We start from the raw sequence: 26,949 nt of genomic DNA, 5'->3' as shown, positions 1-26,949 counted from the left end.
TCCTGTGTATCGAAGTAATAGTTCTTTACTGCATCAGTTAAACAGGTTCATGGCCCGATCCGTTTCGCCCTTTACCATCAGGGCCGCTGCATCGCAGGCTTTCTCAAAGGCTTCCTCTGCCAGTCCTCTGTCCTCTTTGGAAAAACGTCCCAGTACATAGTCTGCCAGATCGCTGCCCTGGGGCTTTTCTCCCACGCCGATTTTAATCCGCAGAAATTCCTGGGTGCCTGCATGGCTGATAATGCTCTTTATGCCGTTATGCCCTCCGGCGCTGCCTTTTTTCCGGATTCTGAGCTTTCCCGGGGAGAGGCTGATATCGTCATAAATCACAATCAGATTGGTCTCCGGCTCCAATTTATAAAAATGCAGAATCGCCCCGATGCTTTCTCCGCTTAAATTCATAAAAGTCTGGGGTTTTGCCAGAAGCACCTTCTGCCCTTCTATGATTCCTGTTCCGCACAGCGCTTTATGCTTTTTCTCTGTTACTCTGATATTATATTTGTCCGCCAACCGGTCAATGACATCAAATCCCGCATTATGGCGGGTTTTCTCATACTTGCTGGAAGGATTGCCCAGCCCTGCAATGATAAACATGATGTTCTCCTCTTCTTTTTCCCTCCGTAATTTCTGAAATAATCTTATCATGCCGCAATCACGCCAAAATACAGCAGCACCACTGCGCCAAGAACAATCCGGTACCATCCGAATACTTTAAAATCATGTTTCTTAATATACCCCATCAGGAAACGGATTACCACAATAGACACCACAAAAGATACAATCATTCCGGTAAACAGAATTCCAAGCTCCATGCCGGTGAAAACAAAGCCGAACTTTAATAATTTCAGAAAACTTGCGCCGAACATCACAGGAATTGCCAGGTAAAAGGTGAATTCCGCCGCCACGGTACGGGACACCCCAATCATCAGCGCGCCGATAATGGTTGCGCCGGAACGGGAGGTTCCCGGAAAAACTGCCGCTGCCAGCTGAAACATTCCGATGAGAAGAGCCACTTTGTAATCCAGCTCATCGGTGGTGCGGATCATGGGCTTCACGCCGCGGTTGTGGTTTTCTACCAGAATAAAGATAATTCCCACCGCTATGAGCATTACTGCAACCACCCAGAAATTATACAGATGTTCCTCCAGCCAGTCGTCAAAAAGCACGCCTACAATAGCCGCCGGGATACATGCCGCAACAATCTTGCCCCACAGATTCATAATATCCCAGTCAATCTTTAACTGCCTTCTCCGGTTTCTCTTCAGAGGAAAAATTTTATTCCAGAACAGCAAAACCACCGCCAGAATCGCCCCCAGCTGAACCACCACAAGAAACATGTTCCAAAAGTCCTGAGAAACCTTCATGGGCATGATTTCCTCCAGCAAAATCATATGCCCGGTGCTGCTGACCGGAAGCCATTCAGTGATGCCCTCTACAATTCCGTATACTACCGCTTTTAAAATTTCTAACATAATCCTTTATCCTTTCTGGAAACCTATCCAAAGCTTCTTTGGACAGGTTCAAATAAAACTCCGTTACAGTATATCACACTATGGGAGAATTTAGGAATAAATATGTTCAAAATTTTATTAAATTTTTATTTTAGATGGAACTATAAATTGTTCCCTCTCACTCCCTATCCCCTGATATTCACATCAATCTTCATTTCCATTTCCAGTTTCATCACCCTGGGGTTTGTTACAGCTTCTAATTTGGAAAAATTATGCAGCGCCAGCTCTTTCACCTGTGAATCAACCTCCTGGGCCTCTTCTTCATTCACCAGGTTTCCGTTTTCCGGTTTGAGAACATTATCAATGACCGCAGAAGTATTTTTCGGTATCTCTAACTTATTTTGGCTCTCTTCGGAGCTGTTCACCTTATGATCCCGGTAACATAAATACCCCAAAAATCCCACCATAGGCCCTGTTACCAGTAATGCGATCAGCACCGGGCTGTTTTTGGTTATCTGCCTTAACCGGATCTGGGTATTTGATTCCTCGCCGTTTTTAAACATCTGATCCGCATTTATAATTTCTATGGCATGTCCGTCCTGATGGTAAACACCCACAACCGGCCGCTCCAGTCTGTTGTATATACTGGAAAAAAACGTTTTGCTCTCTTCCTTTGCTTTTTCAAATTTCTTTCGGTCCCTTTTTAAAGAATTCTCTTTTTGTCTCCTGAGCTCCTCAAGCATTTTATTGTATTTTTCCATTTCATCAGCGCCGGCTCTTTTGATTCTTTCCCAGACTTGTTCCAATACGCCGTCCAGCAGCGTTTCAAAAGCAGTCTCCAAAGATTCCTGAAACAACACGGAAAAACTTTCAGCTAAATAGCGCCCCCGCACCCTGCATCTTAAATTATGATTGACAATGGAATTTATTTTTTTATAAAACTCAAAAAGACAATTGATTTTAAAGATATCCTCGTTTGGCTCCATCGTATATAAACGTCCCAGACTGCACATTTTCAGTATATCCCACCGGTTTGCAGAAAGCATGTTTCCTTCTTCGAAGTAAGTTTTATAACTGGTGGAAATCAGAAAAGATCGGTCGGCTATAAAGATATTCTTCTTGTCCACCCCATGTTCCAACAGCCTGTTAATTTCAGACAAAATGACGAATTTATTATTCACCATCGTCATCAAATCTACTGTTTTTGTGATCTGCCAGTTTGACATATTGATATCCGCTGTACTTTCCAATGTTACTTCATATGTTTTATCATTTGAAAACATTTTAATTCCCCCCGTTTTTTTTCATATCCTTTATCTTTATTTCTGCAGCCCATTGTCCTGCAAATGTAAAAAATAACGCCAGCAGCAACAGCACATTTGTATCCAGTACGTCCATAATTTTTTGGAGAAAACTGAAATCTTTCAGGTTTGGGAGCAAAACCACCGACAATAATGCCAGAAACTCCAGAATAAAAGAAATACGCTCTGCTGTTTTATTTTCGCCTGCAAAAGTATCCACTGTCATTGCCATGCTGAATATCAGCGCAGCCAGCGTAAATGCAAAATTCGTGGTATCTGAAATCTCTACCACGCCCATCATATACATAAACAGCATGACAATCAGAACTATCATAACTGACAATCTGTACTTATTTTCCATTCCTATTATCTCTCCTCATTCTTATCCGCGGATCAGCGACGCACTTATTTCAATATATGGCTAAAAAGATTTACGGTTCATACAGGAAAGGCAGGAGTGTCCTTTTTCTCCTGCCTTTGCCTGTTTGTGTATTTATACTAGCATATTTTGACTGCAAGCGCAATCGTTTGATGATGTGATTTTAAGGTTCTTTTTTCTTAACCAGCGCAATTTTACACCGCCGAACAAATCCCCTTATTTCATGATTTTCTCTATCTGTTTTTATTCCCGACAGACAGGCTCCGTTTGTTTCCATCACCTGCTGATACCAGTAAGCGGAATCCTTAGGGATACGTTTCTGGGTGGCAAAATCCACATACACCAGTCCGAACCGCTCGTGATAGCCCTTCTCCCATTCAAAATTATCCATAAATGTCCAGGCAAAATATCCGCGCAAATCCACGCCTTCCTCAAATACGTGAGACAGTCTGCTCAAATATGCATCCAGAAAATCAGTCCGTAAAAGAAAAACAGAAAACATCTGGAAGAAACGCAGGCCGCATGCTATAATTATACCAAGCGTCGAAAAAACTGACGTTTCGTATAACAATACGCACACAGCCGCACAAAAGAAAATTGCCGCTTTGCGGCGTGCGGCCGGCGCAGCTGCACGGCAAATCTTTTTACCGTGCAGTATACTTCAGACAGAATGGCAAAACAGAAAGGAATGCAGGAATATGGGAATATTTTTAAACAGCAAAGCTCCCTACGAGGCATATAAAAAATGACACAGAATCCTTATTTTGTTGATAAGTCTCTGCTGCTGACAGAATTAATCCCTTCTTTCGGCAGCGTAAACTGTTATTGCTGCATCACCAGACCCCGCCGCTTTGGGAAAACAGTCATGGCGAATATGATTGGCGCATTCTTTGGAAAAACGGACAAATCAGACTGTATCTTCCAGCATCTTGCTGTTTCAGAACATAATGCATCCCGTACCCACCGAAACAGATATGATGTTATCTATATTGATTTCAGCAGGGCCCCAAAAGGCTGCAGCAGCTATGTACAGTATATCCGGCGTATTGAAAACAGTCTTGTCAGGGACTTGCTGAACGCCTTTACAGACTGCGGCGTCAGTGCAGATGATTCTCCCTGGGACGCCCTGCAGAAAATATATGAGGAAAAAGAGCATAATTTTCTATTTGTATTAGATGAATGGGATGCGGCTTTCCACATGCCCTTTGTTTCTGCCTAAAATCAGAAAGAATATCTCCTGTTTTTAAAATGCCTCCTCAAGGATCAGCCTTATGTAGAATTTGCATATATGGCAGCCTCAGAGAAATTCAGCGAATATTTCGGTTTTTCTGATACGGAAGTAGATAACCTCTATGAAATCTACAAGAAAAACACGGAGTTCCCAAAATTCACCCGCCAGGAACTCCGTATCTGGTATGATGGTTACTATACCGCTGCCGGAACCCGGCTCTATAACCCGCGTTCTGTTGTTTTGGCCCTGACAGACAATCAGCTTCGGAATTATTGGATTAGTTCCGGACCCTATGATGAATTATTCTATTATATCAGGCACAATGTTGAAGATGTAAAAGACGACTTAGTCCTAATGATTTCCGGAGAACGGGTTTCTGCAGACATTGGTCAATTTGCCGCTTCCTCTATGGAAATACATTCCAGAGAGCATATTTACTCCGCTATGGTAGTTTATGGACTTCTGACTTATGAGAACGGAAAAATTGCGATCCCAAATAAAGAACTGATGGATAAATTTAATGAACTGCTGCTGACCAAAGATTCTCTGGGATATGTTTACCAGCTTGCCAGAAAATCAGAACAAATGCTTCAGGCAACCATAGCAGGCAATACAATGCAAATGGAAGAAATCCTTGAGTTCGCACACAATACAGAATCTCCCATCCTGTCATATAACAATGAAATTGAACTGTCAGCTATTGTAAACCTGTGTTACCTTTCCGCACGCAATAAATACCGGATAGAACGGGAAGATAAAGCTGGAAAAGGATTTGCAGATTTTATATTTTATCCTGAACGGAAAAGAGAGGCCGTATACCGGACGGATACTGGCTGTAGGCATTAGCTACAGTAAGCAGACCAAAGAACATCACTGCAGGATAGAGTTATTGAAATCATAAAATTCAGCATTTATATCTACCGGCTAATCAAAGGGAAAAACGGCATAGCCCGCAAGTTATGCCGTTTTTTCCGTAAACCCGTCCTAAATTTCCTATTCCACTTTCACCAGTGAAAAATCTGACAGCGTAATCTCAGAAGCCGGAGTAGAAACTTCATTTCCTTCCCCATCTTTGATAAGCCCCATGGAAACCACCAGAGTAGCTGCTGAATCTGTTTCTTCTCCCATGGTAAATTCAACGGCAACCTCTTTCTCCTGATTTTCCTCCAGTAAAATATCCTCTCCTCCGTACCATGTATAGCTCTGGCTTAACATAGCCAGCTTAATGGTGCGGGCTTTCGTGGAAGCTGCCCGGAAGGTGATACGGTATTTTTTGCCCTGTTCCAGAGTGATTCCTTCCTGCTTTAACTGTACATTCCAATCCTCTGTTCCAACATTTTCAATGTGATACACTGCTTTATTCTCTGCAAAAGATACTTCGGCTTCTCCCGGAGCGGTAACTGCCTTCACCCATCCTTCTTCTCCGGAAGCAAAATCGCCGTTTACCATCAGATTTTCTCCGGCCGGTTTTTCCGGTACTGCAGGAGCCTCTATTTTCTCCAGATTGATATTGTCGATGCAGATACGATGTTTTTCTGTAATCTGGACATCTCCCACTGCGCCCATAGAAATGCTGAGCACTGCTTTGGAATCTGAGGGATTCTTCATCTGAAACTGGATTTCATAGGTATTATAACCATTTTCCAGTTCTACGATTTTTTCCCCGGAATAGGGAGTCCAGTCATCATCGCTGGTTCCGTCCCTCTGGATTGCAAACATCAGTTTTCTTGCCAGGCTTGATTTAGCGTCAAGGGTAAGTTTGTACCATTGATCCTTTTCAAGCTCAATATTGTTCTGTTTCAATTGAATCTTCCAGGCCGCATCTCCAGTGTTGTTGATGGTAAAGTCTGCCGCATTGTCTTCGGTCAGGCTGTCCACCACATAAGAAGCGTCCGCACTGCTGTCTACATATGCCTCATATCCGGCAAACCCGGCGTTAAAGCTTCCGTTTTTAATTAGGCTGTCTTCCTCGATCCGTACATCATCAATGTAAAATACTCCCGGCTCTTTGATATAAAATGCAAGATTGGTATCCGGCAGTTCCTGCCCCAACACAAGCTTGTCACTGTATTTCTTCTCTTCGCCTGTCATTGGGAACTCAAAGTTCTGTCCGGCTGCTATCAGGCTGACGCTTTTTCCGGCTTCCCCTTCCGCCGTAAAGCTCAAGGCATAGGTCTGTCCTCCGGTCAATGCCAGTTCCTCCTGAGAGACAATCACCGGATTTTCTGCAGTGGTTCCCTCCGGAGCCTTTATCATCAGCCGCCGGATATTATCCTCATTTGTCACCCTGACTTCGGAACCCTGATTCCCGGTTACCGTCCAGTAGCCCAAACGTCCCTGGCCTTCCTGGAAGCTGCCGTTATAGACATAATTTCCATCCGCCAGAATCCCCTTTTTATCCTCGGTAATGTCAATTTCCTTTGTCTTTTTCAGAACTACATTGCTGATCTTGATTCCTGCCGTTGATTCCGCGTCGCCCATATTGAATTCCAGGCGTCCGTTGGCGTCATCGCTGTCTTTCATGGTAAATTCATAGGAGTATGTCTTCTTTTCCGTTGTAAGCTCTACCACTGTATCGTTAAGATACCGGCGGTAAGATCTGTCCGGAGCCGACACATCCACCTTCATTGTCCTTGCGCTTTCCGCAGACGCGTCAAAGGAAAGCTGATACACTCCGCCTTTTTTCATAGGCAGATTCGGCTGCACAAGCTGAATGCTGTAATCTGCAGTTCCGGCTTCTTCTGTGGCAATGGTTATCTCATTGTTTTGAATCGCTGCCGTTCCCTTTCCTCCAAGGGCAGTCAGGAAACTCCAGTCTTTGCCGTCTGTAAGATCTTCCTGTACTGCGAAGTCTCCGTTTATCACATAATTTCCATTTGCATCCGGCTCCCTTAAAACAACGTCTTTGACAGGTTTATCCACATTTTCATCATAGCTGCTTTTCTGGTACGCTTTTACATAATCCACATAAAATGCTGAATTTGCAATATCTGTCGTCTCATCGGGGTTTCCCGGCCAGCTTCCGCCAACAGCCAGATTCAGAATCATATAAAATGGCTGATCAAACGGCGCCGGATAACTGATTTCTCCCTGCCCTTCTGTGGCAGAATACCAGTCATTTTCTGTATGAATAAGCTTTCCGTCTACATACCAGCTGATTTTTCCTGGTATCCATTCCACTTGAAATACATGATATTCTTCTGAGAAATCCCCGCTGGGTAAGGTATATTTTCCCTGGCTCTCGCTGTGGGGATTCCCATAATGGATGGTTCCGTAAGAAGTGTTTGTCTCATGTCCAAGCACTTCCATAATGTCGATTTCCCCGCACCGGGGCCATTGGCCGTACAGGTTCTCATTGGCGGGCATCATCCAGAATGCAGGCAAGAACCCCTGTCCTTTGGGAACCTTCACCCTGGCTTCAAACAGGCCATATTTAAAGTTATGCTTATTCTGCGTATTAATGCGCCCGGAAGTATAGGATACGGTTCCGTCTTCCTGCTTCGTTTCCACAGGCTGTATCACCAGGTTTCCGTCTTTCAGGAAAATGTTTTCTTCCGAATCCACATATGCCTGCAGCTCGCTGTTTACCCATCCGGGATCGTGGGTTTCCACATTCCAGTCTTCCCGGTTCAGGGACGTTCCGTCGAAGGAATCTTCCCATTTCAGCTCATATCCGTCATAGGATAAATCCGGCTGTTCCGCTGCAGGTTCTTCTACCACCGTCAATGTCACATCTGCTGTTTTGCCATTTGCGGATTTTACGGTTATTTTAGCCGTACCGGCACCGATTCCTGTCACTTTTCCTGTGCCGTCTACAGAGGCCACAGATTTGCTGCTTGTGGAATAAGTAAGAGTTTTTTGCGTTGCGTTGTCCGGTTTTACCACCGCGCGTACCTGAGCTGTTTCGCCTACTTTAATGGATGAAGGCGAAACGGTTGCTGATATGCCGGATACAGGAATCTCATTTGACGGATTCTGATCCGGATTCTGATCTGGATTCTGATCATTTTTAGTTTTTACTGTCAAATAAATATATTTTTTTGTTTTCTTTTTATTTTTTCCGGTAACTGTCACTGTAATTTTGGCAGTCCCGGCAGATCTTGCGGTAATTTTGCCGCCTTTATCCACTGCCGCAACCTGTGCCTTGCCAGATTTAAAGGTTACGCTCTTTTTCGCCGCCTTAGGCGTAACTGTTACATTGACTTTCGCCTCCTGGCCAACTGTCATGGCATAGTTCTTATTTGTAACTGCCTTTGATCCGATCTTTAACTTAACGCTTTTAACTGCCGTTGCTTTTTTTACCACCAGATTAATATATTTCTTCGTTTTCTTCTTATCCTTTCCGGTAACAGTAATTGTTATCTTTGCCTTTCCAGCCGCTTTTGCTGCAATCGTTCCCTTTTTGCTCACTGTTGCAATCTTTTTTCTGCTGGATTTGAAGGTGACGCTTTTGCGGGCCGCTTTTGGCGAAGTTATGACTTTTATTTTCTTTTTCTGGCCCGCTGTCATAGTATACTTTTTGTTTGTTACCGTCTTTGCTCCAATTTTCAGTTTCACGCTTTTTACCGTTTTCCCTGACGCCGCCTCCGCCGGGACAGACGGTATCGTTACAGAAGTAACCGCCATGGCAGCTGCCATTGCAAAAGTCAGCATTTTTTTCTTCATCGAATTCTTCATTTTGCTTTCCCTCCTTATGAAATATAATTTAGTAAGGGAATTATATACAATTTTTAATCCTGCGTATATTAACAATCTAGAAAAAATATCAGATTTATGACTGTAATTTCTACAATTTTTAGGCACTCAGATTTCAGGGAACGCTTGAAAAAAAGGCGCCGTATACCGGACGGACACTGGCTGTGAGAATCTGCTGCAGCAAGAATACAAAAGAGCATAGATGCAAAATAGAAATATTGGAATTGTCCTGATATAAATCAGCAATTTCTAAAAAGCAGTTGAGGTATCACCGTTTTCCTGCCAGAAAAACAACGGACGGTAAAGCAGAAAAGCTGTCCTCATTATCCGACAGCTTTTCCTGATTCAGCATTTTTTATTTTTCCATTATCAAACTTTGCTGATACTTATTCTCAGTATCATAGCCGAGTTTATACCCTGTGTCCAAATACCACTCTACTGCCTCTGCAGCGTTGTCACGCTCACTGACAATTAGAACAAATCCCATGTCGAAGCCTTCATTTGTATATCTTTTTTCGCTATCTGGTATTGTATAATACCAAAAATGCTGCCAGTATGCAATAGCATTGGTTTTGGCATCCCCATACGCTTCCAAAAGATCCCCATTTTTGTCCGCAAATCTTTCCGCATGAAACATTTTGTGAAGCGCTGCCGCACTGTCACTGGAAGATGCTACTCTGGATTCAGCACATCCCCAATTTACATAATGGTATACTAAATCTGAAGGAGTTTTTCCTTGTAAATCTTCGTAAGATTCTTTGTAATACAAAAGATTCAAAAAAGGACTGACGTCACGAAATTCATTCCCATGTAATACATAATTCACCCAATGACAGTACGCTTTCACATAATCATTTCCGCATAATTTTTTGATATCGCTATTTGAAGAAACATTTAAGTAATATACCGGATCAAATGCTGCAGAACAAGCATAACCTTTGGCAAGTCCCCTGGTATACCAATCTTTTATAAGTTTTCCATAATTTCTTCCTATGGACTTCACCGTAGCATCGGACGAACTGTAACGCCCATAATAAAAGGCTGCATCAAACAAAGGCGCATCCATTTTTACCGCACTGAAATTCCCCTTATAAATTTCCTTATATTCATTTGATGAGGTGTATGCCCTGACAATCAACTGGTTGCTCCCATGCATAACCTGTGTAGGATCAATCCTGAGGCGGAATCCGGCTTTAGAAGTGTCATAGGCAGGATAAACCTTTTTTACATCATCTCTCTTAAATCTTTCTGGTTCATATTGTTTTCCATTAATGAGAATCACAACTTTTTGCGGCGTATCTGTAATCACCCAGCCTCCCACCGTCCCATCTGTCACCAAATTGTTAGGCAAATATTCCATGTTGGAAATTAATGGTTTCTTCGGTATATGATTTATTGTTCGATGTCCAAAATCAGTAATTATCTGGGTATTATGATTTGTATATGCCCGGAAAAAAATCTGGTTCTGCCCGTCCCGCAAGAGACTTTCACTTATTTTACAGCGGAATCCCTCGTTGCCAGTGGGATAACCAGGAAATGCACTCGCAACATCACCTCTTTTAACTCTTTCACAGTTGCAGACAGGAACTCCATTCAAATATGTTACCACTTCCGAAACTCCATTTCCATAAATTGCCCAGCCTTCTATCTGAAGATCGCCTGATTGCCTTAAACCATCCGCGGGCTTCTCCACATTTGCCTGAAAAGCTTTCACATCTGCCCTGGTCAACGTACCTGACTGATTCACTGAGCTTGATTCTGCTTTAACGTTTTTCACAGTTCCCGTCATCCCAAAGACGATTACCATTCCAATTACCAGTAAAACATATCTTTTTAATTTTTTCAAAATACTTCCCCCTTCTTCACTAAAAATTATTTTTATCCTGCAAGCGTACAAAACATATTATAATACTTTTAGTATAACATCTCTTTTTGTCATTTTATGAGGAAAATTGTCATCTTAATATCTGCTTTTCCAATCTGTCAAATAAACAGATGCATTTCAGCAGTTCCTATTCCAACACTTGCTTGCTGTCAAAACCCCATAGAAAAAGCCAGCGCAAAGGTTCAATTTCACCCTCTGCACTGGCTTTGCCGCTTCTTTTTCTTTCTCCTAACACATCTTATGCACCAGCTCTCTTATCAATCTGCTGTAGGCTCGGTTTCCATTCGATATTTATCCAGAATAATCTGCTGAATCGTCTCTCGGGTCTGCGAATTGATTGGATGTGCAATGTCCCTGTATTCGCCGTCTGCCGCTTTTCTGCTTGGCATTGCGATAAACAGGCCCTTTTCACCTTCAATCACTTTTATGTCATGAACAACAAATTCTTCGTCAATGGTAATGGATACCACCGCCCTCATCTTACCTTCTTTCTCTACTTTTCTGATTCTCACATCTGTTATCTGCATAAATTCCCTGCCCCTTTCATAGCCACCTAACCTGAAGGTTAAATTACATATCTTTCGTTATGTTCATATACTACTTTAATTCCATCGCCGCCGCTGAAGTAAGTATTGGCACGTAAGGTATCACGGCTTTCTACAATACAGTTTTCTATATGTGTGTTATCTCCTATGTATACGTCATTCAATATAATGGAATTCTTGATCACACAATTCTTGCCTACAAATGCTTTCTTGAATAAAATGGAATTCTCCACCTTGCTGTTAATAATGCAGCCGCTGGAAATCAGGCTGTTGCGCACTTCTGAACCCACATTATACTTGGCTGGAGGAAGATCATCCACCTTGGAATAAATCTTCGGCTCATTGCTGAAGTACTTGCGAACTTCCGGCCTCAGGAAATCCATGTTGGTCCGGTAATAGGATTCCACTGTGGCAATATTGCTCCAGTATTCCTCCATCTTATAGCCGTAAATGCGTTTCAGGTTCTTATAGCGGATTAAAATATCCGTTACAAAATCATGCCGGTTCTCTTCTGCACAGCGTTCCAGCATCTCAATTAACTGCCTTCTGCGGACAATGTAAATTCCTGCTGAAATGGTATTGGACTGAGCAACCATCGGCTTTTCCTCAAATTCCACAATTCTGGAATCCTCATTCATCCGAATAACTCCGAACCGGCTCACATCCTCGCCCACCGGCATGTCCTTGCAGACAATGGTGATATCCGCCTTCTTCTCAATATGGTACTCCAGAATCCGGTTGTAATCCATCTTATAAACACAGTCTCCCGCCGCGATAATCACATAGGGCTCATGGCTCTTTTTCAGGAAATCAATGTTCCGGAACATAGCGTCTGCCGTTCCCCGGTACCACCAGGCATTGTCTGAAGTAACCGTGGGGTTAAATACATATAAGCCGCCCTGTTTTCTTCCGAAATCCCACCATTTGGAGGAACTCAGATGTTCATTCAGGCTTCTTGCATTATACTGGGTCAGCACTGCCACTTTCTGAATATGGGAATTGCTCATATTGCTGAGAGCGAAATCAATGCACCGGTAACTTCCGCCAATGGGCATTGCTGCAATTGCTCTCTTACTGGAAAGCTCCTGCATCTTGCTGTTGTTGCCGCCTGCTAAAATTATACCTAATGCCTTCATATTATGTCACCTGCCTTAATAATTGATTCCCCGCTTGCCAGAATGCCTTCTGGATAATCCCCTGGTTCCGTGTCGCCGGATATGGCCGTATTCTTGCCTACCTTCACTCCGGACGGAATCACCGAGTTCTCCCCGACGGTCACAAGTCCGAAGGAATAAACGCTTTCATTCAGTTTATTCGGGGCTTCTTCACCGATTCCCAGTTCCACACGGTCGCCAATCTTCACGTTCTCAGCGATGATTGACTTATTGATGGTAACGTTGTCCCCAATCCTGGTATTCTGCATGATAATGGAGTCCCGCACCACCGAATCCTTACCGATAATTACGCCGGGCCCTATAACAGAGCCATAGACCTTGCCGTAAATCCCGGCTCCCTCACCGATAATGCAACGCTCTGTCACTGCTTCCGCTGCAACATACTGAGGTTCTATTGCCTCGCTCTTGGTGTAAATCTTCCAGTATTCTTCATACAGGTTAAATTCGGGAATCAAATCAATCAGTTCCATATTTGCTTCCCAGTAAGAACCAAGAGTTCCCACATCCTTCCAATAGCCGTTGTACTCATAAGCAAACAGCCGTCTGCTGTTCTCCCGGCAGTAAGGAATGATATGTTTTCCAAAATCGCAATTGCTCTGCTCTGACATAGTTACCAGGGCTTCCCGCAGCACGCTCCAGTTAAAAATATAAATACCCATGGAAGCCAGATTGCTTCTGGGATTCTCGGGCTTCTCCTCAAATTCCAGAATCTGCTTATTCTCATCGGTAATCACAAGACCAAAGCGGCTTGCCTCCTCCCAGGGTACCGGCATGGCTGCAATGGTAACATCAGCATTATTTTCTTTGTGGAAATCAAGCATTACTTCATAATTCATCTTGTAAATGTGATCTCCTGAAAGAATCAGGACATATTCGGGATGGTAGCTTTCAATGTAATTCAGGTTCTGATAAATCGCATTGGCCGTCCCTGTGTACCATTCGCTGTTGTCACTCTTCTCATATGGCGGCAGCACCGTCACCCCGCCGTGGTTGCGGTCTAAATCCCACGGAATTCCAATCCCGATGTGAGTATTTAACTGCAGCGGCTGATATTGTGTCAATACACCTACCGTATCTATCCCAGAATTCACGCAGTTGCTTAATGGAAAATCAATAATTCGATACTTGCCGCCGAATGCAACTGCAGGCTTAGCCACTTTGGAAGTCAGTACTCCCAGGCGGCTTCCCTGTCCGCCTGCCAGAAGCATGGCAATCATTTCTTTACGAATCATGTCTCTCACCTCTCGTCAATTAATTTCTTGTTCCTTGTAGACCAATTATATCATAAAAGAATCTTTTAGTACACATTTTTCACAATTTTTTTCGCAGATTTTAGGTTTATTTGTCATTTCATACAATATTTTTCCCGAATCCCCTTTTTTCCGCTATTATTTTCTCCTGTTCTCACTCATTTTCAATTTGCAAAATACTGTATCTTGTTATAAAATGAAAGTAATAATCAATATAGAGTGGGCAGGTAATATGATATGTACAAAATTAATTTCGAAAAACCAATTCATCTTCATTTCATCGGCATCGGCGGCATCAGCATGAGCGGCCTGGCTGAGATTCTGCTGAAGGAAAATTTCCGCATTTCCGGCTCTGACGCAAGAGCCTCTGAACTGACCGACAAATTAACCAAACTGGGAGCCTCCATTGTGTTCGGACAGCGGGCCTCCAATATTACCGACGACATTGACGCCGTAGTATACACGGCAGCTATCCACCCCGGCAATCCGGAACTGGACGCAGCTTTGGACAAACAGCTTCCAACCCTGACAAGGGCGGAGCTTTTAGGGCAGATTATGGAAAACTACCGGGAATCCATTGCCGTTTCCGGCACCCACGGGAAAACCACCACAACTTCCATGATCACCCAGATTCTGCTTCAGGCATGTACCGATCCCACGATTTCTGTGGGAGGTATTTTAAAGTCCATTGACGGAAACATCCGTGTGGGCAGCTCCGATTTCTTTTTGACGGAAGCCTGCGAATACACCAACAGCTTTCTGCACTTTTATCCGAAATATGCCCTGATATTAAATATAGAAGAAGATCATCTGGATTTTTTCAAAGACCTGGACGACATCCGGCGCTCCTTTCAGCAGTTTGCCGGCAATGTCTCCCCCGGCGGCACATTGATTCTGAACGGTGAAATCGAACGCTTTCAGGAACTCACCGAAGGCCTTTCATGCAAAATCTTAACCTACGGCATGTCAGGTTCTAATTCATATTATGCAGACAACATTACTTTTAACACACAAGGCTGCGCAGACTTTACATTAATGCATGAAGGTTCTCCCCTGGGAGACATCAGCCTGAAGGTTCCGGGCATGCACAATGTAAGCAACGCGTTGGCTTCCTGCGCCCTGGCACTGGAAATGAACCTGGACTTTACACACATTCAGCAGGCTTTGGCGGAATTTGAAGGCCCCAACCGGCGGTTTGAGCATAAAGGCGAGCTGGGCGGCATTGCCGTGATCGACGACTATGCCCATCATCCGGCGGAAATCACGGCAACCTTAACTGCAGCCAGAACTTGCGGAACCCACCGGATTGTCTGCGTGTTTCAGCCCCATACCTATACCCGCACCAAAGCTTTCCTGGATGAATTTGCCGAAGCCCTCTCTCTGGCGGATGTGGTTGTGCTTGCAGACATTTATGCTGCCCGTGAAACAGATACGTTAGGAATAAGCTCCAGGGATCTGCAGAAAAAACTACAAAATTCCGGGTGCGAATGCCATTATTTTCCATCTTTTGACGAAATTGAAAATTTTTTATTAAATAAATGTATAAACGGTGATTTGTTGATAACTATGGGCGCCGGAGACATAGTGCAAGTAGGGGAACACCTTCTTGGGAAGTAGTTATCCACGTTATCCACATTCAAATGGGGAAAACTTTCCATTTTGGATGTGGATTTTTATGTTTACATAAGATAATTTTTTCCACAGACTGAATTTCCTGGTTTTTTCCGATTTTATCGGACGCCGTGACCTTTCCATAAGTTTCAGGAACCTTTTTATCAACATTATCCACCCTTTCCACATTCCCCTGATCCCTTGATTTTACTGGATTTTCAGGAAAAATTTTGCTTCTCAATTTGATTTTTATGTGCTATACTTTAATCCACATTAAGAATTGCTGTGGGAGCTTTCACCTTCACAGTACGGATGGCCGCACGGCCTGCCGGTTGGCCGGCTGCGCAGAACGCAAGTTTACCGAACAGATAGTTCACTGGAGGATATTATGGCAGACATTACATTACACAAAGACAACGGAAATTCTACAACTGAAATTCCCAACCGCTTTATTGACGAATACATGACGAATGCCAACGGGGAATTTGTCAAAATATACTTATATCTTCTTCGCTGTATGAATTCCCCGGACTGCAGTTTTTCTATTTCAAGGACTGCGGACAGGTTCGATCATACGGAAAAAGACATCCGGCGGGCTTTAAAATACTGGGAAAAAATGAACCTGTTAAAATTAGAATATAACGAGGACAAGTCCATCTGCGGCATTTATTTCCTGGAATCCGATACCGTTTCCCCCAAGGACGATACCGTTCCCCTGAAAAAAGCAGAATCCGCAGCTTCTCCTGCCAAAAAGAAATCCGGCGTTTCTGAAAAGCCTGTCTACACTGCCGGCGACATGGCGGCATTTAAAGAGAAGGAAGAAGTGCGGGAGCTGTTATTCATCGCAGAAAGCTATCTGGGGAGACCTTTGACTGCCACAGACGTTCAAAGCCTGCTTTACTGGTACGACGGCCTGAACCTCTGCGCAGACCTGATTATATACCTGATGGAATACTGTATTGCAGGAGGCCATTCCAGTCTGCATTACATGGAAAAAGTTGCCATCAACTGGAAAGAAGCCGGCATTGAGACAGTGGAACAGGCCAAACGCAGCGTAAATACCCACAGCAAGCTGCACTATGCAGTAATGAAGGCTCTGGGCATCCACGGACGCAGCCTGATTCCCGCTGAATCCGCTTACATAGAAAAATGGAGTAAAGAACTGGGATTTGGGCAGGATATGATTACTGAGGCATGCAGCCGCACCATACTTACCATCCATCAGCCCAACTTTGAGTATGCCGACCGCATCCTTTTGAACTGGAAAAAACAGAACATCCGGACATCTGCCGACATCCGCAAAGCGGATGAATCCTTCCAGGCGGCAAAAACTGCTGAAAAAGCTGTCCGGCCTGCTGTACGCTCTGCCGCAGCAAACCGCTTCAACAGCTTTCCGCAGCGCACCTACAATCTGGACCAATTGAATCAGCTGGAAGCGGAATTACTAAACAGCGCACACTAATGCCCGCTTGAGATTCGGGCCTATTGATGGAAGGAGGCATTCATGGCTTTAAGCAACACTCAGTATAATACTTTAATCCGAAGCTATGAGGCAAAACAGCTTGAAAACCGCCATATTGTGATGAAACGGAAAGATGAGCTTTATCAGAAGTTTCCCCGGCTTACGGAGATTGATGAAACCATTTCCTCCGTCTCTGTGGCGCAGGCCAAGCGTCTGGTGGACGGAGACAACAACGCTCTTGGCCGGTTAAGGGAGATCCTTTCTGCGCTGACAGCTGAGAAAAAGCAGATTTTAACCGTCCATGGATACCCTGAGAATTATTTCGAACCCCCTTACCGCTGTCCGGACTGCAAAGACACCGGATATATCGGCAGGGAAAAATGCCATTGTTTTAAACAGGCCGCCATTGATCTGGTCTATACCCAGTCCAATCTGCGGCAGACCTTAGAGCAGGAGAATTTTCAGCATTTCTCCTTTGCTTACTATTCCGATTCCCTGAAGAATCCTTCCACCGGATTAACCAGTCTTGCAACTGCAAAGCAGGCGGTTTCTCTCTGCATGGATTTCGCAGGCACCTTTGATACAGAATTCAAAAATCTGTTTCTGTACGGCGATACAGGCATCGGCAAAACCTACCTTTCCAACTGTGTGGCGAAAGAACTTCTGGATACCGGGCACTCAGTCATTTATTTTACCGCTTCTTCGCTTTTTCATATTTTTGAAAAAAATATTTTCGGAAAAGAAAAGGATTTCAGCGAAGACTATCAGAATATTTTTGACTGCGACTTACTGATTATAGATGATCTGGGTACGGAGCTTTCCAATTCCTTCACCACCTCCCAGCTCTTCCTTTGTCTGAATGAACGTATCCTGCGGCGGAAATCTACAATTATTTCCACCAATCTGAGCCTGAGCCAGTTAGTGGATACATATTCTGAACGGACGTTTTCCAGAATTTCCAGCAATTATACAATGATTAAGCTGTTTGGAAACGATATCCGGATTCAGAAAAAACTGGGAGTTTCTAATGAGACTGCAACAAGCAAACACTTTTAATTTATATTTATGGAGGACATTTTAATGCAGCGTAACGAAAGAAATTATGAAACTATTCCTGCCGGCGCTTTGGGTGTGATTGCACTGGAAAGCTGCCGGCCTCTGGGGGAAATGGTGGACGAGTACCTGGTGCGGTTCCGTGCGGAACGGCAGCATGAGCATGAGAATGATATTGCTTTCCGGGGATACCAGAGAGATACCTATCTGATGGACTGCAGCGCCCCGCGCTTCGGCACCGGAGAAGCCAAGGGCAGCATCCGGCATTCCGTCCGGGGCTATGACCTGTTTTTGATGGTGGACGTTACCAACTACAGCATGACTTACACCGTTTGCGGTCACGAAAACCATATGTCTCCCGACGATCACTATCAGGATTTAAAGCGTATTGTAGCAGCAGCAGGAGGAAAAGCCAGGAGAATCACCGTCATTATGCCGTTCCTCTATGAGAGCCGTCAGCACAAACGCACCGGCAGGGAATCCTTAGACTGCGCCATTGCGCTGCAGGAGCTGGTGAACATGGGCGTGGACAATATTATCACCTTTGACGCCCACGATCCCCGCGTGCAGAACGCTATACCGCTCCATGGCTTTGAAACAGTGCAGCCTGCTTACCAGTTTATCAAAAGCATCCTGCGGGAAACCCCGGATTTGCAGATCGACAGCGATCATATGATGGTAATCAGCCCGGACGAAGGCGGTACCAACCGCGCCGTTTATTTCGCGAATGTTCTGGGACTGGATATGGGAATGTTCTACAAACGCCGGGATTACAGCAAAATCGTAGACGGCCGCAATCCCATTGTTGCCCATGAATTCCTGGGCTCTTCCGTAGAAGGCAAGGATGTGTTCATCATTGACGATATGATTTCTTCCGGAGACAGCATGATCGATGTGGCCACGGAACTGAAAAAGAGAAAGGCCAACCGCATCTTCGTAATCGCCACCTTCGGGCTGTTTACCAACGGTCTGGAAAAATTTGACAAGGCTGTGAAAGAAGGCATTATTTATAAAGTAGTGACCACCAACCTCACATATCAGGCGCCGGAGCTGCTGCAAAGAGATTATTATATCGACTGCGATATGAGCAAGTATATTGCATATATCATTGATACGTTAAACCATGACACCTCCATCAGCGATCTGCTCGATCCCTATGAGAGAATTGAAGGTCTGGTGAAACGGTATAAGGCGGGGGAAAAGGTAAAATAAGCCTCTCTGCCAAAAAGGACTGTTGGAAAAACTTGTGCAATCATACATCTAAACTTCTTTCCAACAGTCCTTGTTCTTTACGGTTTGGTACAGGCTCTTTATTTGCCCAGCTCTTTCCTTCGCAGTTTGGTACAGGCTCCTTAATCAGCCCCTGCTTTTCTCTCCTACAATCCGGTAATAAGCCCTGGCCGTAATCCCAAATACGATTCCGTAAATTACTGCAAAAATTCCAACCACGCTTACCGTACAGGCCGCAAACAATCCTGGATTTTTCATATTAAATAACAGCAGCAGCCGGTTCATCATGGGAAAGGCCATGGTAAGGTGCACGCAGGCCATCACCAGGGGAAGGAAAAATACCTTCAATATCTGGCTGTGGATGGCGGCTTTTACTTCTCTGGGGCTCATGCCCACTTTCTGCATAATTTCAAACCGCTCTTTATCCTCATACCCTTCAGAAATCTGTTTGTAGTAAATAATCAGCACTGTGGCCATCAGAAATACAAATCCCAGAAAGATGCCCAGGAACAGAAATCCGCCGCAGAAAATCATAAATCCTTCCCTCTGTTCTTCCTTCACAGCTAACCGTACAGCGAGATGCTCCTCTTCGGCCCTGCCCTGGTTATACCCGTCCACCAGTTCTTCCAGACGGACGGCGCAGTTTTTCAGCTGTTCGTCTGTCCCTGAAACATCTGCATACATATGGTAGTCTCTGCTGCTTGCCGAACTGCCATAGATTTCCCTCTGCATCTCATTCAGTTCTTCCAAAACCTGTATATCTTTTACTACCACAAAATACCCGTCATAAATCACATTGCCGTCCAGGCCCTCCATATCAAAATCCTTCAGGTATTCTTTGATACGGAAATTCCTTCCATTTATACTGTAAGCCTGCTCATTTTCATCTCCCTGTCTGACAGACACGAATATTTCATCCTCCGCCAGTTCTCTCTGCTGATTTTCCTGCCGGTTATACTCATCTAGCGTGATCATTTCCAAAATACTGATTTCCCCTTCCGGGGTTGCCATGGCTCCTGGCTTTTCAATCCGCAAAACTTCTTTGGATTTCCACACAGTGACCGCCAGCGAAGTATATTCCACCGAATCCTCCACCGCCAGGCCGTTTTCCTCCAGGGACTGCAGAAACATCCCTTTTAACGCCTCTTTTTCTTCCTCTGAACGGACGCCGTATTCTGTCAGGGCAAAATCTTTGGGATACCGGTTATTGATGATATCCTCCACTCCCGCATACAAAGCCACCGTGCCTGATACCATAACCAGCACCATTGTGCTTAAAATACAGATATTGGCAAGTCCCACCGCATTCTGTTTCATACGGTAAATCATGCCGGAGACAGAAATAAAATGCTTGGTGCGGTAAAAATACTTCGTGTTTTTCCGCATGATTTTCAATACTGCAATGCTGCCTGCCGTAAACAGGAAGTAGGTGCCGAATACCACCAGAAGCACCGCCACAAAAAACAGAAGCAGCGTGCTCACCGGATCTTCCGTTACAATGGCAATCCAGTAGCCAATTCCCAGCGCAGCCACACCCAAAAGCGCCAGAATCCACCGGGTTCTGGGTTCTTTTTCCCCATGATTTGCACTGTGAAGCAGTTCAATGGCATTGGCTTTTCGCACCTGAAACAGATTATAAACCAGGGTCATTGCAAATACTATGGCAAAGCAGACAGCCACATTTGCAATTCCCGCTCCGGAAACAGTGAACCCAAAAGGCACATCCAGGCCGGTAATGCGAAGCAGCGCCAGAACCACCAGTTTATAGAGAAGGATTCCCCCTGCCAGACCGCCTGCAATGCTTAAACTTCCCACCATGCAGGTTTCCCAGAACATCATTTTTCCAATATGCTTTTTCTCCATTCCCAGGATGTGGAACAGGCCGAATTCCTTTTTCCGCCGTTTCATCAGAAAGCTGTTGGTGTAAAATAAAAAGATCACCGCAAAAATCATAATTACGACGCACCCAAGGCCCATAATCATTTTCAAATCCCCGCCGCCGGGCATTTTTTCAATTCCCTTATCCCCGGTCAGGGCCACCATAATATAATACATGGCTCCGATTCCTACGGCTGCCAGGATGTAAGGCAGATACAGCCTGCCGTTTTTCCTTAAATTGCCAAAAGCAAGTTTTCCATAGAAAAATTTATTCATGTTTTCCACCCCCTGTTGTGATCACGGTAAGGGTGTCGGAAATTTTCTGGTACATTTCCTCATTGGTGCTGCTTCCTTTATAAATCTGATGAAATACCTGTCCGTCCTTGATAAACAGCACGCGTTTGGCGCGGCTGGCCGCCTGGGTGGAATGGGTTACCATCAGTATGGTCTGGCCCGCCCCGTTGATTTCCTGGAACTGGGACAGCAGGCTTTCTGCCGCTTTGGAATCCAGCGCTCCGGTAGGCTCATCTGCCAGAATCAGCTGCGGATTGGTAATCAATGCCCGGGCTACGGCTGCACGCTGTTTCTGGCCGCCGGACACCTCATAGGGATACTTTCCAAGTATTGCCTTGATGCCCAGTTTTTCCGCAATAGGCATCAGACGCACCCGCATTTCGTTGTAATTTTTCCCGGCCAGAACCAGTGGAAGAAAGATATTGTCCTGGATATTAAAATTATCCAGCAGGTTGAAATCCTGAAATACAAAGCCCAGGTTCTCTCTCCGGAAGGCCGACACCTCCGAATCCCGCAGAGCCGAAAGGTTTTTGCCGTTTAGCATCACCAGTCCCGAGGTGGCTTTGTCCAGCGCTGCCAGAATATTCAGCAGAGTGGTTTTGCCGGAACCGGATTCTCCCATAATTGCCACATATTCTCCTTTTTCCACGGAAAAGCTTACATCAGTCAATGCCTGTACCTGGTTGCCTCCGAATCTGGTGGTGTATATTTTCTTTACATTGTTTACTTCTAAGATTGCCATGATCGTCCTCCTTGTTTTCTGTTGTTCTGGTTACAGTATACTGGAAGAAGAAAAGAAATGCCTTAGTTTTAGCTTACATTTTCCAGGGGATTCCTTACGGTTTTGTAAGATTTTCCTGATTTGCCTGCTCTGGAAACGCTCCCCGATATGGAAGCGCATTTTTCTGAATACTACTTGATTTAATTCCAATCCCATTGTATGATTGACGGATACAGGCCAATACTCCTGTACGATTGTGAAATTAAAAGATTTATCTTATTCAACCAAGGAGGTTATCTTATGATATTAACAAACTGCACCGCCGAGACGCAATTCGCAAATTTAGAACGGCTGTATCTGAAAACATTTCCCGAATCTGAGCGCAAACCTTTTTCCCTTATGCTGCAAAAAAGCAGGGAAGGCATTATGGAACTATTGGCAATCGAAGAAGAAACCGGCGCCTTCCTGGGACTTGCCATCACCATTTTATACAAGGATTTAGTTTTACTGGATTACTTTGCCGTTTCTCCAACTATGCAGGGACAGAATATCGGCTCCCGCGCCCTTCGGCTCCTGCAGGAGCGCTATACCGGAAAGCGGTTTATTCTGGAAATTGAAGATCCCAGGGAACATGCTCCGAATCAGGAAGAACGCATCCGCCGAAAGGCTTTTTATTTAAGAAACAACATGACTGTAATGCCTTACTATGTGAAATTATTTGGCGTTCCAATGCAGATTATGACAAATGGAACGGAGATTTCTTATGAAGAATATCATGAAATTTACCGAGAATCTTTTTCCAGGGAAATCAGTTCCAAGATCAAAAAATATTAAAACAGCAGCTTCACCTTCGTTCCCTTCCCCGGTTCTGATTCAATCAAAATCTTATGCCCCAGCTTCTCTAAAATTTTCTTTACCAGATACAGCCCGATGCCGGATGCCTTCTTATCGCTTCTGCCGTTATATCCGGTATATCCCTTGTCAAAAATTCTGGGAAGGTCCTCCGGCAGAATGCCGATGCCGGTATCTTCCACCACCAGGCATCCGCCTTCCATTCTGACAAAAATATCTCCTGCAGACGTATATTTGATGGCATTGCTCAAAATCTGTTCCAGAACAAAGGTCAGCCATTTTTCATCTGTCACTGCTTTTACCTGAAGAGGTTCATAATGAAGCGACAGCTTCCGGCGGATAAACATAGGCGCATATTTACGCACAGCCTGACGGACCATCCCGTCCAGTTCATATTCCTGCAGTACAAAATCATTGACGGAGCTGTTCAGGCGCAAATACTGCAGAACCATTTCCACATACTGTTCGATCTTAAACAATTCTGACTCTATTTCCCGTTTCTGGATAAAATATTGTTTCATAAAATGAATTTCCCGGGATCTGTCCTGTTCCGGAATTTCCTGCTGCAGCAGCAGGTACATGGCAGCAATCGGCGTCTTAATCTGATGGGTCCACAGGGTAAAATAATCCGTCATTTCTGATTTTTCCTGCAGAATATCCCCCACCTGGCAGGTGCGCTCTATCTGGGCATTCTCCAAAAGCCTCTGATACAGCTGCTCCACTTCATCCTCCGGCTCTGGAAGCTTTTCTGTGCCCTCTTTTACCGCCTCAAGCTGCCAGGTAAGGGTTTCCACTTTTCTGCGGTAACGGACACTGTCTGCAGCCAGCACAATCACTGCAAGGGTCATACACAGCCCAATGGCGTAAACCGCCGGCTCCATAGGCATCTGGTAGAGAAACAAAACCACCGCAAAAATAATGCAGAACAGAACATACATAAAAATGCCGAGACGATGCCGCCTTATATAAGTTCTAATCCACCGCATACCCGATTCCCTTTCTGGTCTTAATCATATCTACGACTCCGATTCCCTCCAGCTTTTTCCGCAGCCGGGCTACATTTACCGTCAGGGTATTATCGTCAATGAAGCTGTCCGATTCCCAGAGCCGTTCCATCAATTTATCCCTGGTTACAATCTTTCCCTTCTGCTCCAGCAATGCTTTTAAGATTCCCATTTCATTTTTGGTAAGCTCCGCCTGTTCCCCTTCATAAGTCACAAACCCCCGGCTGCTGTCAAATATCATCCCCTTATGCTCCAACAGGCTGCTTTCTCCTGCAAAATCATAGGTTCTTCGAAGCATTGCCTGTATCTTGGCCTGCAGCACGTTCAGGTCAAAGGGCTTGGCCACAAAATCATCTCCGCCCATATTGACCGCCATCACAATATTCATATTATCAGAGGCAGAAGAAATAAAAATAACAGGCACTTTGGAAATCCCCCGGATGGCGTCGCACCAGTGAAATCCGTTATAAAAGGGAAGGGAAATGTCCATCAGCACAAGCTGGGGGTTTTCTTCCACAAACGTCTGCAGCACATCTTTGAAATCTTCTGTGCATACCACCTCATATCCCCAGCTCTCCATATGTCTTTTTATGGCCTGCGCAATCACTTCGTCGTCTTCCACAACCAATAATTTATACATTTTTGCCGCCTCTTTTCCTTCTTTTTTATGGGATTTCATCCTTTGACAGTACAACAAATCCACTTGCTGCCCAAACAACAAGTGGATTCCGAATATTTCCTTATTTTCCTGATTTATAAAGTCACGCCCCCGGCAATTTTCTCGTTAATTACGTAGTAAGCCATGTTTTCTTCCGGTTTGATGTACAGACGAATTGATTTGATGGATGATTCCCTGTGGCCTTCTGCAATGTAAGCCTGTTTTGCTCTTTCCATTACATCTTTTGTGAAGATTTCCTGTCCGTGGAACTGAAGATAGATTTCTTCTATTTTCTCTGCCTTCTTGCTTTCGGTTTTCTTAGCCGGAGTTTTCTTCGTTGTTTTCTTTGCGGCTGTCTCTTTCTTGGCAGTCTCTTTCTTTGCTGTGTCTTTTGCCTCTGCTTTCACTGCAGTCTCTTTCACTGCAGCGGTCTCTTCCTTCACTTCTGCTGCGGATTTCGCTGCTGTTTGTACCGGAGCTGTTTTTGCTTCTCTCTTTTCCATTTCTTGTTTCCTCCCTGTTTTTACTGACAGACTAAAAATTTTTCCATTGCCAACAGTGCTTCCTTTTCATCGCTTCCATCGGCCACTATATTTACAGTCATTCCCTTTGACGGATTAAATGCCATGATTCCCATAATACTCTTTGCGTTAATTTTTGCGTCGCTGCTTTCCAACCTGATCTCACTGTCAAACTGGCAAGCCACCTGCACCAGCTCTGCAATTGGATTGCTGTACTCTTTAGCTACATTAGATACAATAATTTTCTTTTCGCTCATCTTATCTCTCTTTCTCATGTAATACTAACATACAACCTGTTCGCACATGCGCCATATACCGTAATAAATATAACCCAACCAACTTTCTTTTTCAAGCGGTTTCTGAAAAACTGGCAATTTCCACTGAAAAAATATACTTTATACAAGAAAAATTAAACAATTTTTCAAACATCTTCTCAGCCTTTTTTTAAATTATCTCCCTAAAGTACTAGTTTTATTCCTGTTTGCAGTATGCTTTATCTACCTGAATTACCACAAAATAACTTTCCCCTAATTTCCTGGTAATTCGGCTCTGTATCTGATTTGTCAATCCCTCGTCGCTGATTTTATATTCATAAGGAACCACAATATCAAAAATCAGATTCGTATGGCTCGGGCCTGCAACCACCCTGAAATCATGCATGGAAATCACCGGATCAATGCCTTTCATAATTTCTCCAACCTGTTTTTGCAAATTCAGCACATGTTCATCTTCTGTCACCACCGGGTCCATATGAATCACCGCATCGCAGTTTAACTTCCGGCGCAGCTCCACCTCTGTGTTGTCTATGACGTCATGCAGCTCCAGAATATTTCCCTCTGCCGGAACTTCCGCATGGAGGGAAATCATCAGCCGGCCCGGCCCGTAATCATGAACCAGCAGATCATGAATTCCGCAGATCTCCTCCTGGGACAGCACAATTTCTTCTATCTGCCGCACCAGGGTTTCCTCCGGCGCCTGCCCAAGCAAAGGATCAAGGGTTTCTTTCGCGGCGCTGACCCCTGCATAAAAAATAAAAATCCCCACCAGAACGCCGCAGTAGCCGTCAATCTGAAGCCCGGTGACTTCGGCCACGATGGCTGACAGAAGAACCACTGCGGTTGCGCAGGTATCGCTTAAACTGTCCGTTGCAGTGGCGCGCATTGCCGCTGAATCTACTTTTTTGCCGATTCTGTAATTATAATATGCCATATACAGCTTAACCAGAATAGAAATCAGCAGAATTGCCGCTGTCAGCATCCGGAATTCCACTTTCTGGGGATGGAAAATCTTATCTGCAGAAGTCCGCACCAGTTCCACTGCCATCAGCAGAATTGCCCCGGATACAATCAGCCCTGCAATATATTCTATTCGGCCATGTCCAAAAGGATGCCCCACATCCGGTTTGGCGCCTGCCATCTTAAATCCCACCAGAGTAACGCAGGAAGAGCCGGCGTCTGACAGATTATTGAATGCGTCTGCCGTAACAGAAATAGAATTGCTGACGGCTCCTGCCAGGAACTTCCCCAGAAACAGCAGAACATTCAAGACAATTCCCACCGTTCCGCAGAGCATCCCGTATTGCTGGCGGACCGCCGGATTTTTCACATCGTCTTTTTCTTTAATCAGCAAATTTATCAATATCGTAACCATATCGGCCCCCTGAAATTTTTCCATATCATCGTTTCCCGTTTTCTGGTTTTCCTGCTATTATATGAAAAAATTTATTCCTTGCATCACCTATAAGAGCGATAAC

At 44.5% G+C, this 26,949-nt stretch carries 24 protein-coding genes; 7 read left to right on the top strand and 17 right to left on the bottom strand.

The annotated features are described in order from the left end of the window. Nucleotides 1-33 precede the first annotated feature (33 nt). The 5 genes from pth to ACTO17_RS01285 all read right to left on the bottom strand — a co-directional run bounded on the left by pth (nt 34) and on the right by ACTO17_RS01285 (nt 3,633). Nucleotides 34-594 carry an aminoacyl-tRNA hydrolase gene (gene pth, locus ACTO17_RS01305; RefSeq protein ID WP_482556598.1) on the bottom strand — a complete coding sequence of 187 codons (561 nt, stop codon included), beginning with the start codon at nt 592-594 and terminating at the stop codon, nt 34-36. Between the two features lie 47 nt (nt 595-641). Next, nucleotides 642-1,472, bottom strand: coding sequence for an undecaprenyl-diphosphate phosphatase (locus ACTO17_RS01300; RefSeq protein ID WP_482556597.1), 831 nt, complete (start codon nt 1,470-1,472; stop codon nt 642-644). 164 nt (nt 1,473-1,636) lie between these two features. Then, entirely contained in the window at nt 1,637-2,734 is a 1,098-nt protein-coding gene (locus ACTO17_RS01295) for a hypothetical protein (RefSeq protein WP_482556596.1), read from the bottom strand. Nucleotide 2,735: 1 nt separating this feature from the next. Beyond that, complete coding sequence (locus tag ACTO17_RS01290; RefSeq protein ID WP_482556595.1) at nt 2,736-3,113, bottom strand: hypothetical protein; 378 nt, start codon at nt 3,111-3,113, stop codon at nt 2,736-2,738. A 181-nt stretch (nt 3,114-3,294) separates the two neighbouring features. Then, nucleotides 3,295-3,633: a family 1 glycosylhydrolase gene (locus ACTO17_RS01285; RefSeq protein WP_482556594.1), complete on the bottom strand. Its 339-nt coding sequence runs from the start codon at nt 3,631-3,633 to the stop codon at nt 3,295-3,297. Between the two features lie 243 nt (nt 3,634-3,876). Between ACTO17_RS01285 and ACTO17_RS01280 the strand changes: the two genes are divergently transcribed. Both ACTO17_RS01280 and ACTO17_RS01275 read left to right on the top strand, forming a co-directional pair. Then, nucleotides 3,877-4,350, top strand: a complete 474-nt coding sequence (locus ACTO17_RS01280; RefSeq protein ID WP_482556593.1) for an AAA family ATPase — start codon at nt 3,877-3,879, stop codon at nt 4,348-4,350. Between the two features lie 69 nt (nt 4,351-4,419). Then, nucleotides 4,420-5,208, top strand: a complete 789-nt coding sequence (locus ACTO17_RS01275) for a P-loop NTPase family protein (protein ID WP_482556592.1) — start codon at nt 4,420-4,422, stop codon at nt 5,206-5,208. Nucleotides 5,209-5,355: 147 nt separating this feature from the next. Here ACTO17_RS01275 and ACTO17_RS01270 read toward each other — a convergent pair whose 3' ends face one another. The 5 genes from ACTO17_RS01270 to ACTO17_RS01250 form a co-directional block, all read right to left on the bottom strand. Beyond that, nucleotides 5,356-9,039 (bottom strand): carbohydrate binding domain-containing protein, encoded by a 3,684-nt coding sequence (locus tag ACTO17_RS01270; protein ID WP_482556591.1) that lies wholly within the window; start codon nt 9,037-9,039, stop codon nt 5,356-5,358. Nucleotides 9,040-9,412: 373 nt separating this feature from the next. Then, a complete protein-coding gene (locus ACTO17_RS01265; protein WP_482556590.1) occupies nt 9,413-10,903 on the bottom strand; it encodes a hypothetical protein in 1,491 nt (496 codons plus the stop codon). Between the two features lie 296 nt (nt 10,904-11,199). Next, the gene (spoVG, locus tag ACTO17_RS01260; RefSeq protein ID WP_172538384.1) at nt 11,200-11,469 is read right to left on the bottom strand and encodes a septation regulator SpoVG; all 270 of its coding nucleotides are present in this window, start codon (nt 11,467-11,469) and stop codon (nt 11,200-11,202) included. Between the two features lie 38 nt (nt 11,470-11,507). Next, the gene (glgD, locus tag ACTO17_RS01255) at nt 11,508-12,623 is read right to left on the bottom strand and encodes a glucose-1-phosphate adenylyltransferase subunit GlgD (protein ID WP_482556589.1); all 1,116 of its coding nucleotides are present in this window, start codon (nt 12,621-12,623) and stop codon (nt 11,508-11,510) included. Further along, on the bottom strand, nt 12,620-13,894 hold the full coding sequence (locus ACTO17_RS01250; RefSeq protein ID WP_482556588.1) for a glucose-1-phosphate adenylyltransferase: 1,275 nt from the start codon (nt 13,892-13,894) through the stop codon (nt 12,620-12,622). The genes glgD and ACTO17_RS01250 overlap by 4 nt, the downstream gene beginning before the upstream one ends. Nucleotides 13,895-14,149: 255 nt before the next feature. Here ACTO17_RS01250 and murC point away from each other — a divergent pair, with 255 nt between their 5' ends. The 4 genes from murC to ACTO17_RS01230 all read left to right on the top strand — a co-directional run bounded on the left by murC (nt 14,150) and on the right by ACTO17_RS01230 (nt 19,250). Next, the gene (murC, locus tag ACTO17_RS01245) at nt 14,150-15,529 is read left to right on the top strand and encodes a UDP-N-acetylmuramate--L-alanine ligase (RefSeq protein ID WP_482556587.1); all 1,380 of its coding nucleotides are present in this window, start codon (nt 14,150-14,152) and stop codon (nt 15,527-15,529) included. Between the two features lie 382 nt (nt 15,530-15,911). Next, nucleotides 15,912-16,985, top strand: coding sequence for a DnaD domain protein (locus ACTO17_RS01240; protein ID WP_482556586.1), 1,074 nt, complete (start codon nt 15,912-15,914; stop codon nt 16,983-16,985). A gap of 42 nt (nt 16,986-17,027) precedes the next feature. Further along, nucleotides 17,028-18,041, top strand: a complete 1,014-nt coding sequence (locus ACTO17_RS01235) for an ATP-binding protein (RefSeq protein ID WP_482556585.1) — start codon at nt 17,028-17,030, stop codon at nt 18,039-18,041. Between the two features lie 24 nt (nt 18,042-18,065). Then, nucleotides 18,066-19,250, top strand: a complete 1,185-nt coding sequence (locus ACTO17_RS01230; protein WP_172537133.1) for a ribose-phosphate pyrophosphokinase — start codon at nt 18,066-18,068, stop codon at nt 19,248-19,250. Nucleotides 19,251-19,394: 144 nt separating this feature from the next. Here ACTO17_RS01230 and ACTO17_RS01225 read toward each other — a convergent pair whose 3' ends face one another. After that, the gene (locus tag ACTO17_RS01225; RefSeq protein ID WP_482556584.1) at nt 19,395-21,422 is read right to left on the bottom strand and encodes an ABC transporter permease; all 2,028 of its coding nucleotides are present in this window, start codon (nt 21,420-21,422) and stop codon (nt 19,395-19,397) included. Then, nucleotides 21,415-22,182: an ABC transporter ATP-binding protein gene (locus tag ACTO17_RS01220; RefSeq protein ID WP_172537135.1), complete on the bottom strand. Its 768-nt coding sequence runs from the start codon at nt 22,180-22,182 to the stop codon at nt 21,415-21,417. Before ACTO17_RS01220 ends, ACTO17_RS01225 begins: the two co-directional genes overlap by 8 nt. A 279-nt stretch (nt 22,183-22,461) precedes the next feature. On the opposite strand from ACTO17_RS01220, the gene ACTO17_RS01215 reads away from it, so the two are divergent. Beyond that, nucleotides 22,462-22,995 (top strand): GNAT family N-acetyltransferase, encoded by a 534-nt coding sequence (locus tag ACTO17_RS01215; protein ID WP_172537136.1) that lies wholly within the window; start codon nt 22,462-22,464, stop codon nt 22,993-22,995. Here ACTO17_RS01215 and ACTO17_RS01210 read toward each other — a convergent pair. The 5 genes from ACTO17_RS01210 to ACTO17_RS01190 all read right to left on the bottom strand — a co-directional run bounded on the left by ACTO17_RS01210 (nt 22,992) and on the right by ACTO17_RS01190 (nt 26,846). Continuing rightward, entirely contained in the window at nt 22,992-23,999 is a 1,008-nt protein-coding gene (locus tag ACTO17_RS01210; protein ID WP_172537137.1) for a sensor histidine kinase, read from the bottom strand. The two genes, ACTO17_RS01215 and ACTO17_RS01210, sit on opposite strands and share 4 nt — an antisense overlap. Then, nucleotides 23,986-24,657 carry a response regulator transcription factor gene (locus ACTO17_RS01205; RefSeq protein ID WP_172537138.1) on the bottom strand — a complete coding sequence of 224 codons (672 nt, stop codon included), beginning with the start codon at nt 24,655-24,657 and terminating at the stop codon, nt 23,986-23,988. The genes ACTO17_RS01210 and ACTO17_RS01205 overlap by 14 nt, the downstream gene beginning before the upstream one ends. Before the next feature lie 113 nt (nt 24,658-24,770). Beyond that, complete coding sequence (locus tag ACTO17_RS01200) at nt 24,771-25,178, bottom strand: DUF6465 family protein (protein WP_172537139.1); 408 nt, start codon at nt 25,176-25,178, stop codon at nt 24,771-24,773. Between the two features lie 20 nt (nt 25,179-25,198). Beyond that, nucleotides 25,199-25,453: an HPr family phosphocarrier protein gene (locus tag ACTO17_RS01195; protein ID WP_172539469.1), complete on the bottom strand. Its 255-nt coding sequence runs from the start codon at nt 25,451-25,453 to the stop codon at nt 25,199-25,201. Nucleotides 25,454-25,667: 214 nt separating this feature from the next. Continuing rightward, nucleotides 25,668-26,846 (bottom strand): cation diffusion facilitator family transporter, encoded by a 1,179-nt coding sequence (locus tag ACTO17_RS01190; RefSeq protein WP_482556661.1) that lies wholly within the window; start codon nt 26,844-26,846, stop codon nt 25,668-25,670. Between the last annotated feature and the right edge of the window lie 103 nt (nt 26,847-26,949).

Source organism: Petralouisia sp. (genome assembly GCF_056822245.1).
Note: the sequence above shows the minus strand (reverse complement) of the source record. Positions and strands in the feature narration are given on the sequence as shown.

What these genes read in the sequence shown, in the direction of transcription:
- ACTO17_RS01230 (WP_172537133.1), top strand. Translation starts at nt 18,066, where the DNA reads ATGCAGCGTAACGAAAGAAATTATGAAACTATTCCTGCCGGCGCTTTG.
- ACTO17_RS01275 (WP_482556592.1), top strand. Translation starts at nt 4,420, where the DNA reads ATGGCAGCCTCAGAGAAATTCAGCGAATATTTCGGTTTTTCTGATACG.
- ACTO17_RS01210 (WP_172537137.1), bottom strand. Translation starts at nt 23,999, where the DNA reads ATGCGGTGGATTAGAACTTATATAAGGCGGCATCGTCTCGGCATTTTT.
- ACTO17_RS01190 (WP_482556661.1), bottom strand. Translation starts at nt 26,846, where the DNA reads ATGGTTACGATATTGATAAATTTGCTGATTAAAGAAAAAGACGATGTG.
- ACTO17_RS01280 (WP_482556593.1), top strand. Translation starts at nt 3,877, where the DNA reads ATGACACAGAATCCTTATTTTGTTGATAAGTCTCTGCTGCTGACAGAA.
- ACTO17_RS01220 (WP_172537135.1), bottom strand. Translation starts at nt 22,182, where the DNA reads ATGGCAATCTTAGAAGTAAACAATGTAAAGAAAATATACACCACCAGA.
- ACTO17_RS01225 (WP_482556584.1), bottom strand. Translation starts at nt 21,422, where the DNA reads ATGAATAAATTTTTCTATGGAAAACTTGCTTTTGGCAATTTAAGGAAA.
- pth (WP_482556598.1), bottom strand. Translation starts at nt 594, where the DNA reads ATGTTTATCATTGCAGGGCTGGGCAATCCTTCCAGCAAGTATGAGAAA.
- ACTO17_RS01195 (WP_172539469.1), bottom strand. Translation starts at nt 25,453, where the DNA reads ATGAGCGAAAAGAAAATTATTGTATCTAATGTAGCTAAAGAGTACAGC.
- ACTO17_RS01205 (WP_172537138.1), bottom strand. Translation starts at nt 24,657, where the DNA reads ATGTATAAATTATTGGTTGTGGAAGACGACGAAGTGATTGCGCAGGCC.
- ACTO17_RS01250 (WP_482556588.1), bottom strand. Translation starts at nt 13,894, where the DNA reads ATGATTCGTAAAGAAATGATTGCCATGCTTCTGGCAGGCGGACAGGGA.
- murC (WP_482556587.1), top strand. Translation starts at nt 14,150, where the DNA reads ATGTACAAAATTAATTTCGAAAAACCAATTCATCTTCATTTCATCGGC.
- ACTO17_RS01295 (WP_482556596.1), bottom strand. Translation starts at nt 2,734, where the DNA reads ATGTTTTCAAATGATAAAACATATGAAGTAACATTGGAAAGTACAGCG.
- spoVG (WP_172538384.1), bottom strand. Translation starts at nt 11,469, where the DNA reads ATGCAGATAACAGATGTGAGAATCAGAAAAGTAGAGAAAGAAGGTAAG.
- ACTO17_RS01235 (WP_482556585.1), top strand. Translation starts at nt 17,028, where the DNA reads ATGGCTTTAAGCAACACTCAGTATAATACTTTAATCCGAAGCTATGAG.
- ACTO17_RS01200 (WP_172537139.1), bottom strand. Translation starts at nt 25,178, where the DNA reads ATGGAAAAGAGAGAAGCAAAAACAGCTCCGGTACAAACAGCAGCGAAA.
- ACTO17_RS01300 (WP_482556597.1), bottom strand. Translation starts at nt 1,472, where the DNA reads ATGTTAGAAATTTTAAAAGCGGTAGTATACGGAATTGTAGAGGGCATC.
- ACTO17_RS01270 (WP_482556591.1), bottom strand. Translation starts at nt 9,039, where the DNA reads ATGAAGAATTCGATGAAGAAAAAAATGCTGACTTTTGCAATGGCAGCT.
- ACTO17_RS01285 (WP_482556594.1), bottom strand. Translation starts at nt 3,633, where the DNA reads ATGTTTTCTGTTTTTCTTTTACGGACTGATTTTCTGGATGCATATTTG.
- ACTO17_RS01240 (WP_482556586.1), top strand. Translation starts at nt 15,912, where the DNA reads ATGGCAGACATTACATTACACAAAGACAACGGAAATTCTACAACTGAA.
- ACTO17_RS01215 (WP_172537136.1), top strand. Translation starts at nt 22,462, where the DNA reads ATGATATTAACAAACTGCACCGCCGAGACGCAATTCGCAAATTTAGAA.
- ACTO17_RS01290 (WP_482556595.1), bottom strand. Translation starts at nt 3,113, where the DNA reads ATGGAAAATAAGTACAGATTGTCAGTTATGATAGTTCTGATTGTCATG.
- glgD (WP_482556589.1), bottom strand. Translation starts at nt 12,623, where the DNA reads ATGAAGGCATTAGGTATAATTTTAGCAGGCGGCAACAACAGCAAGATG.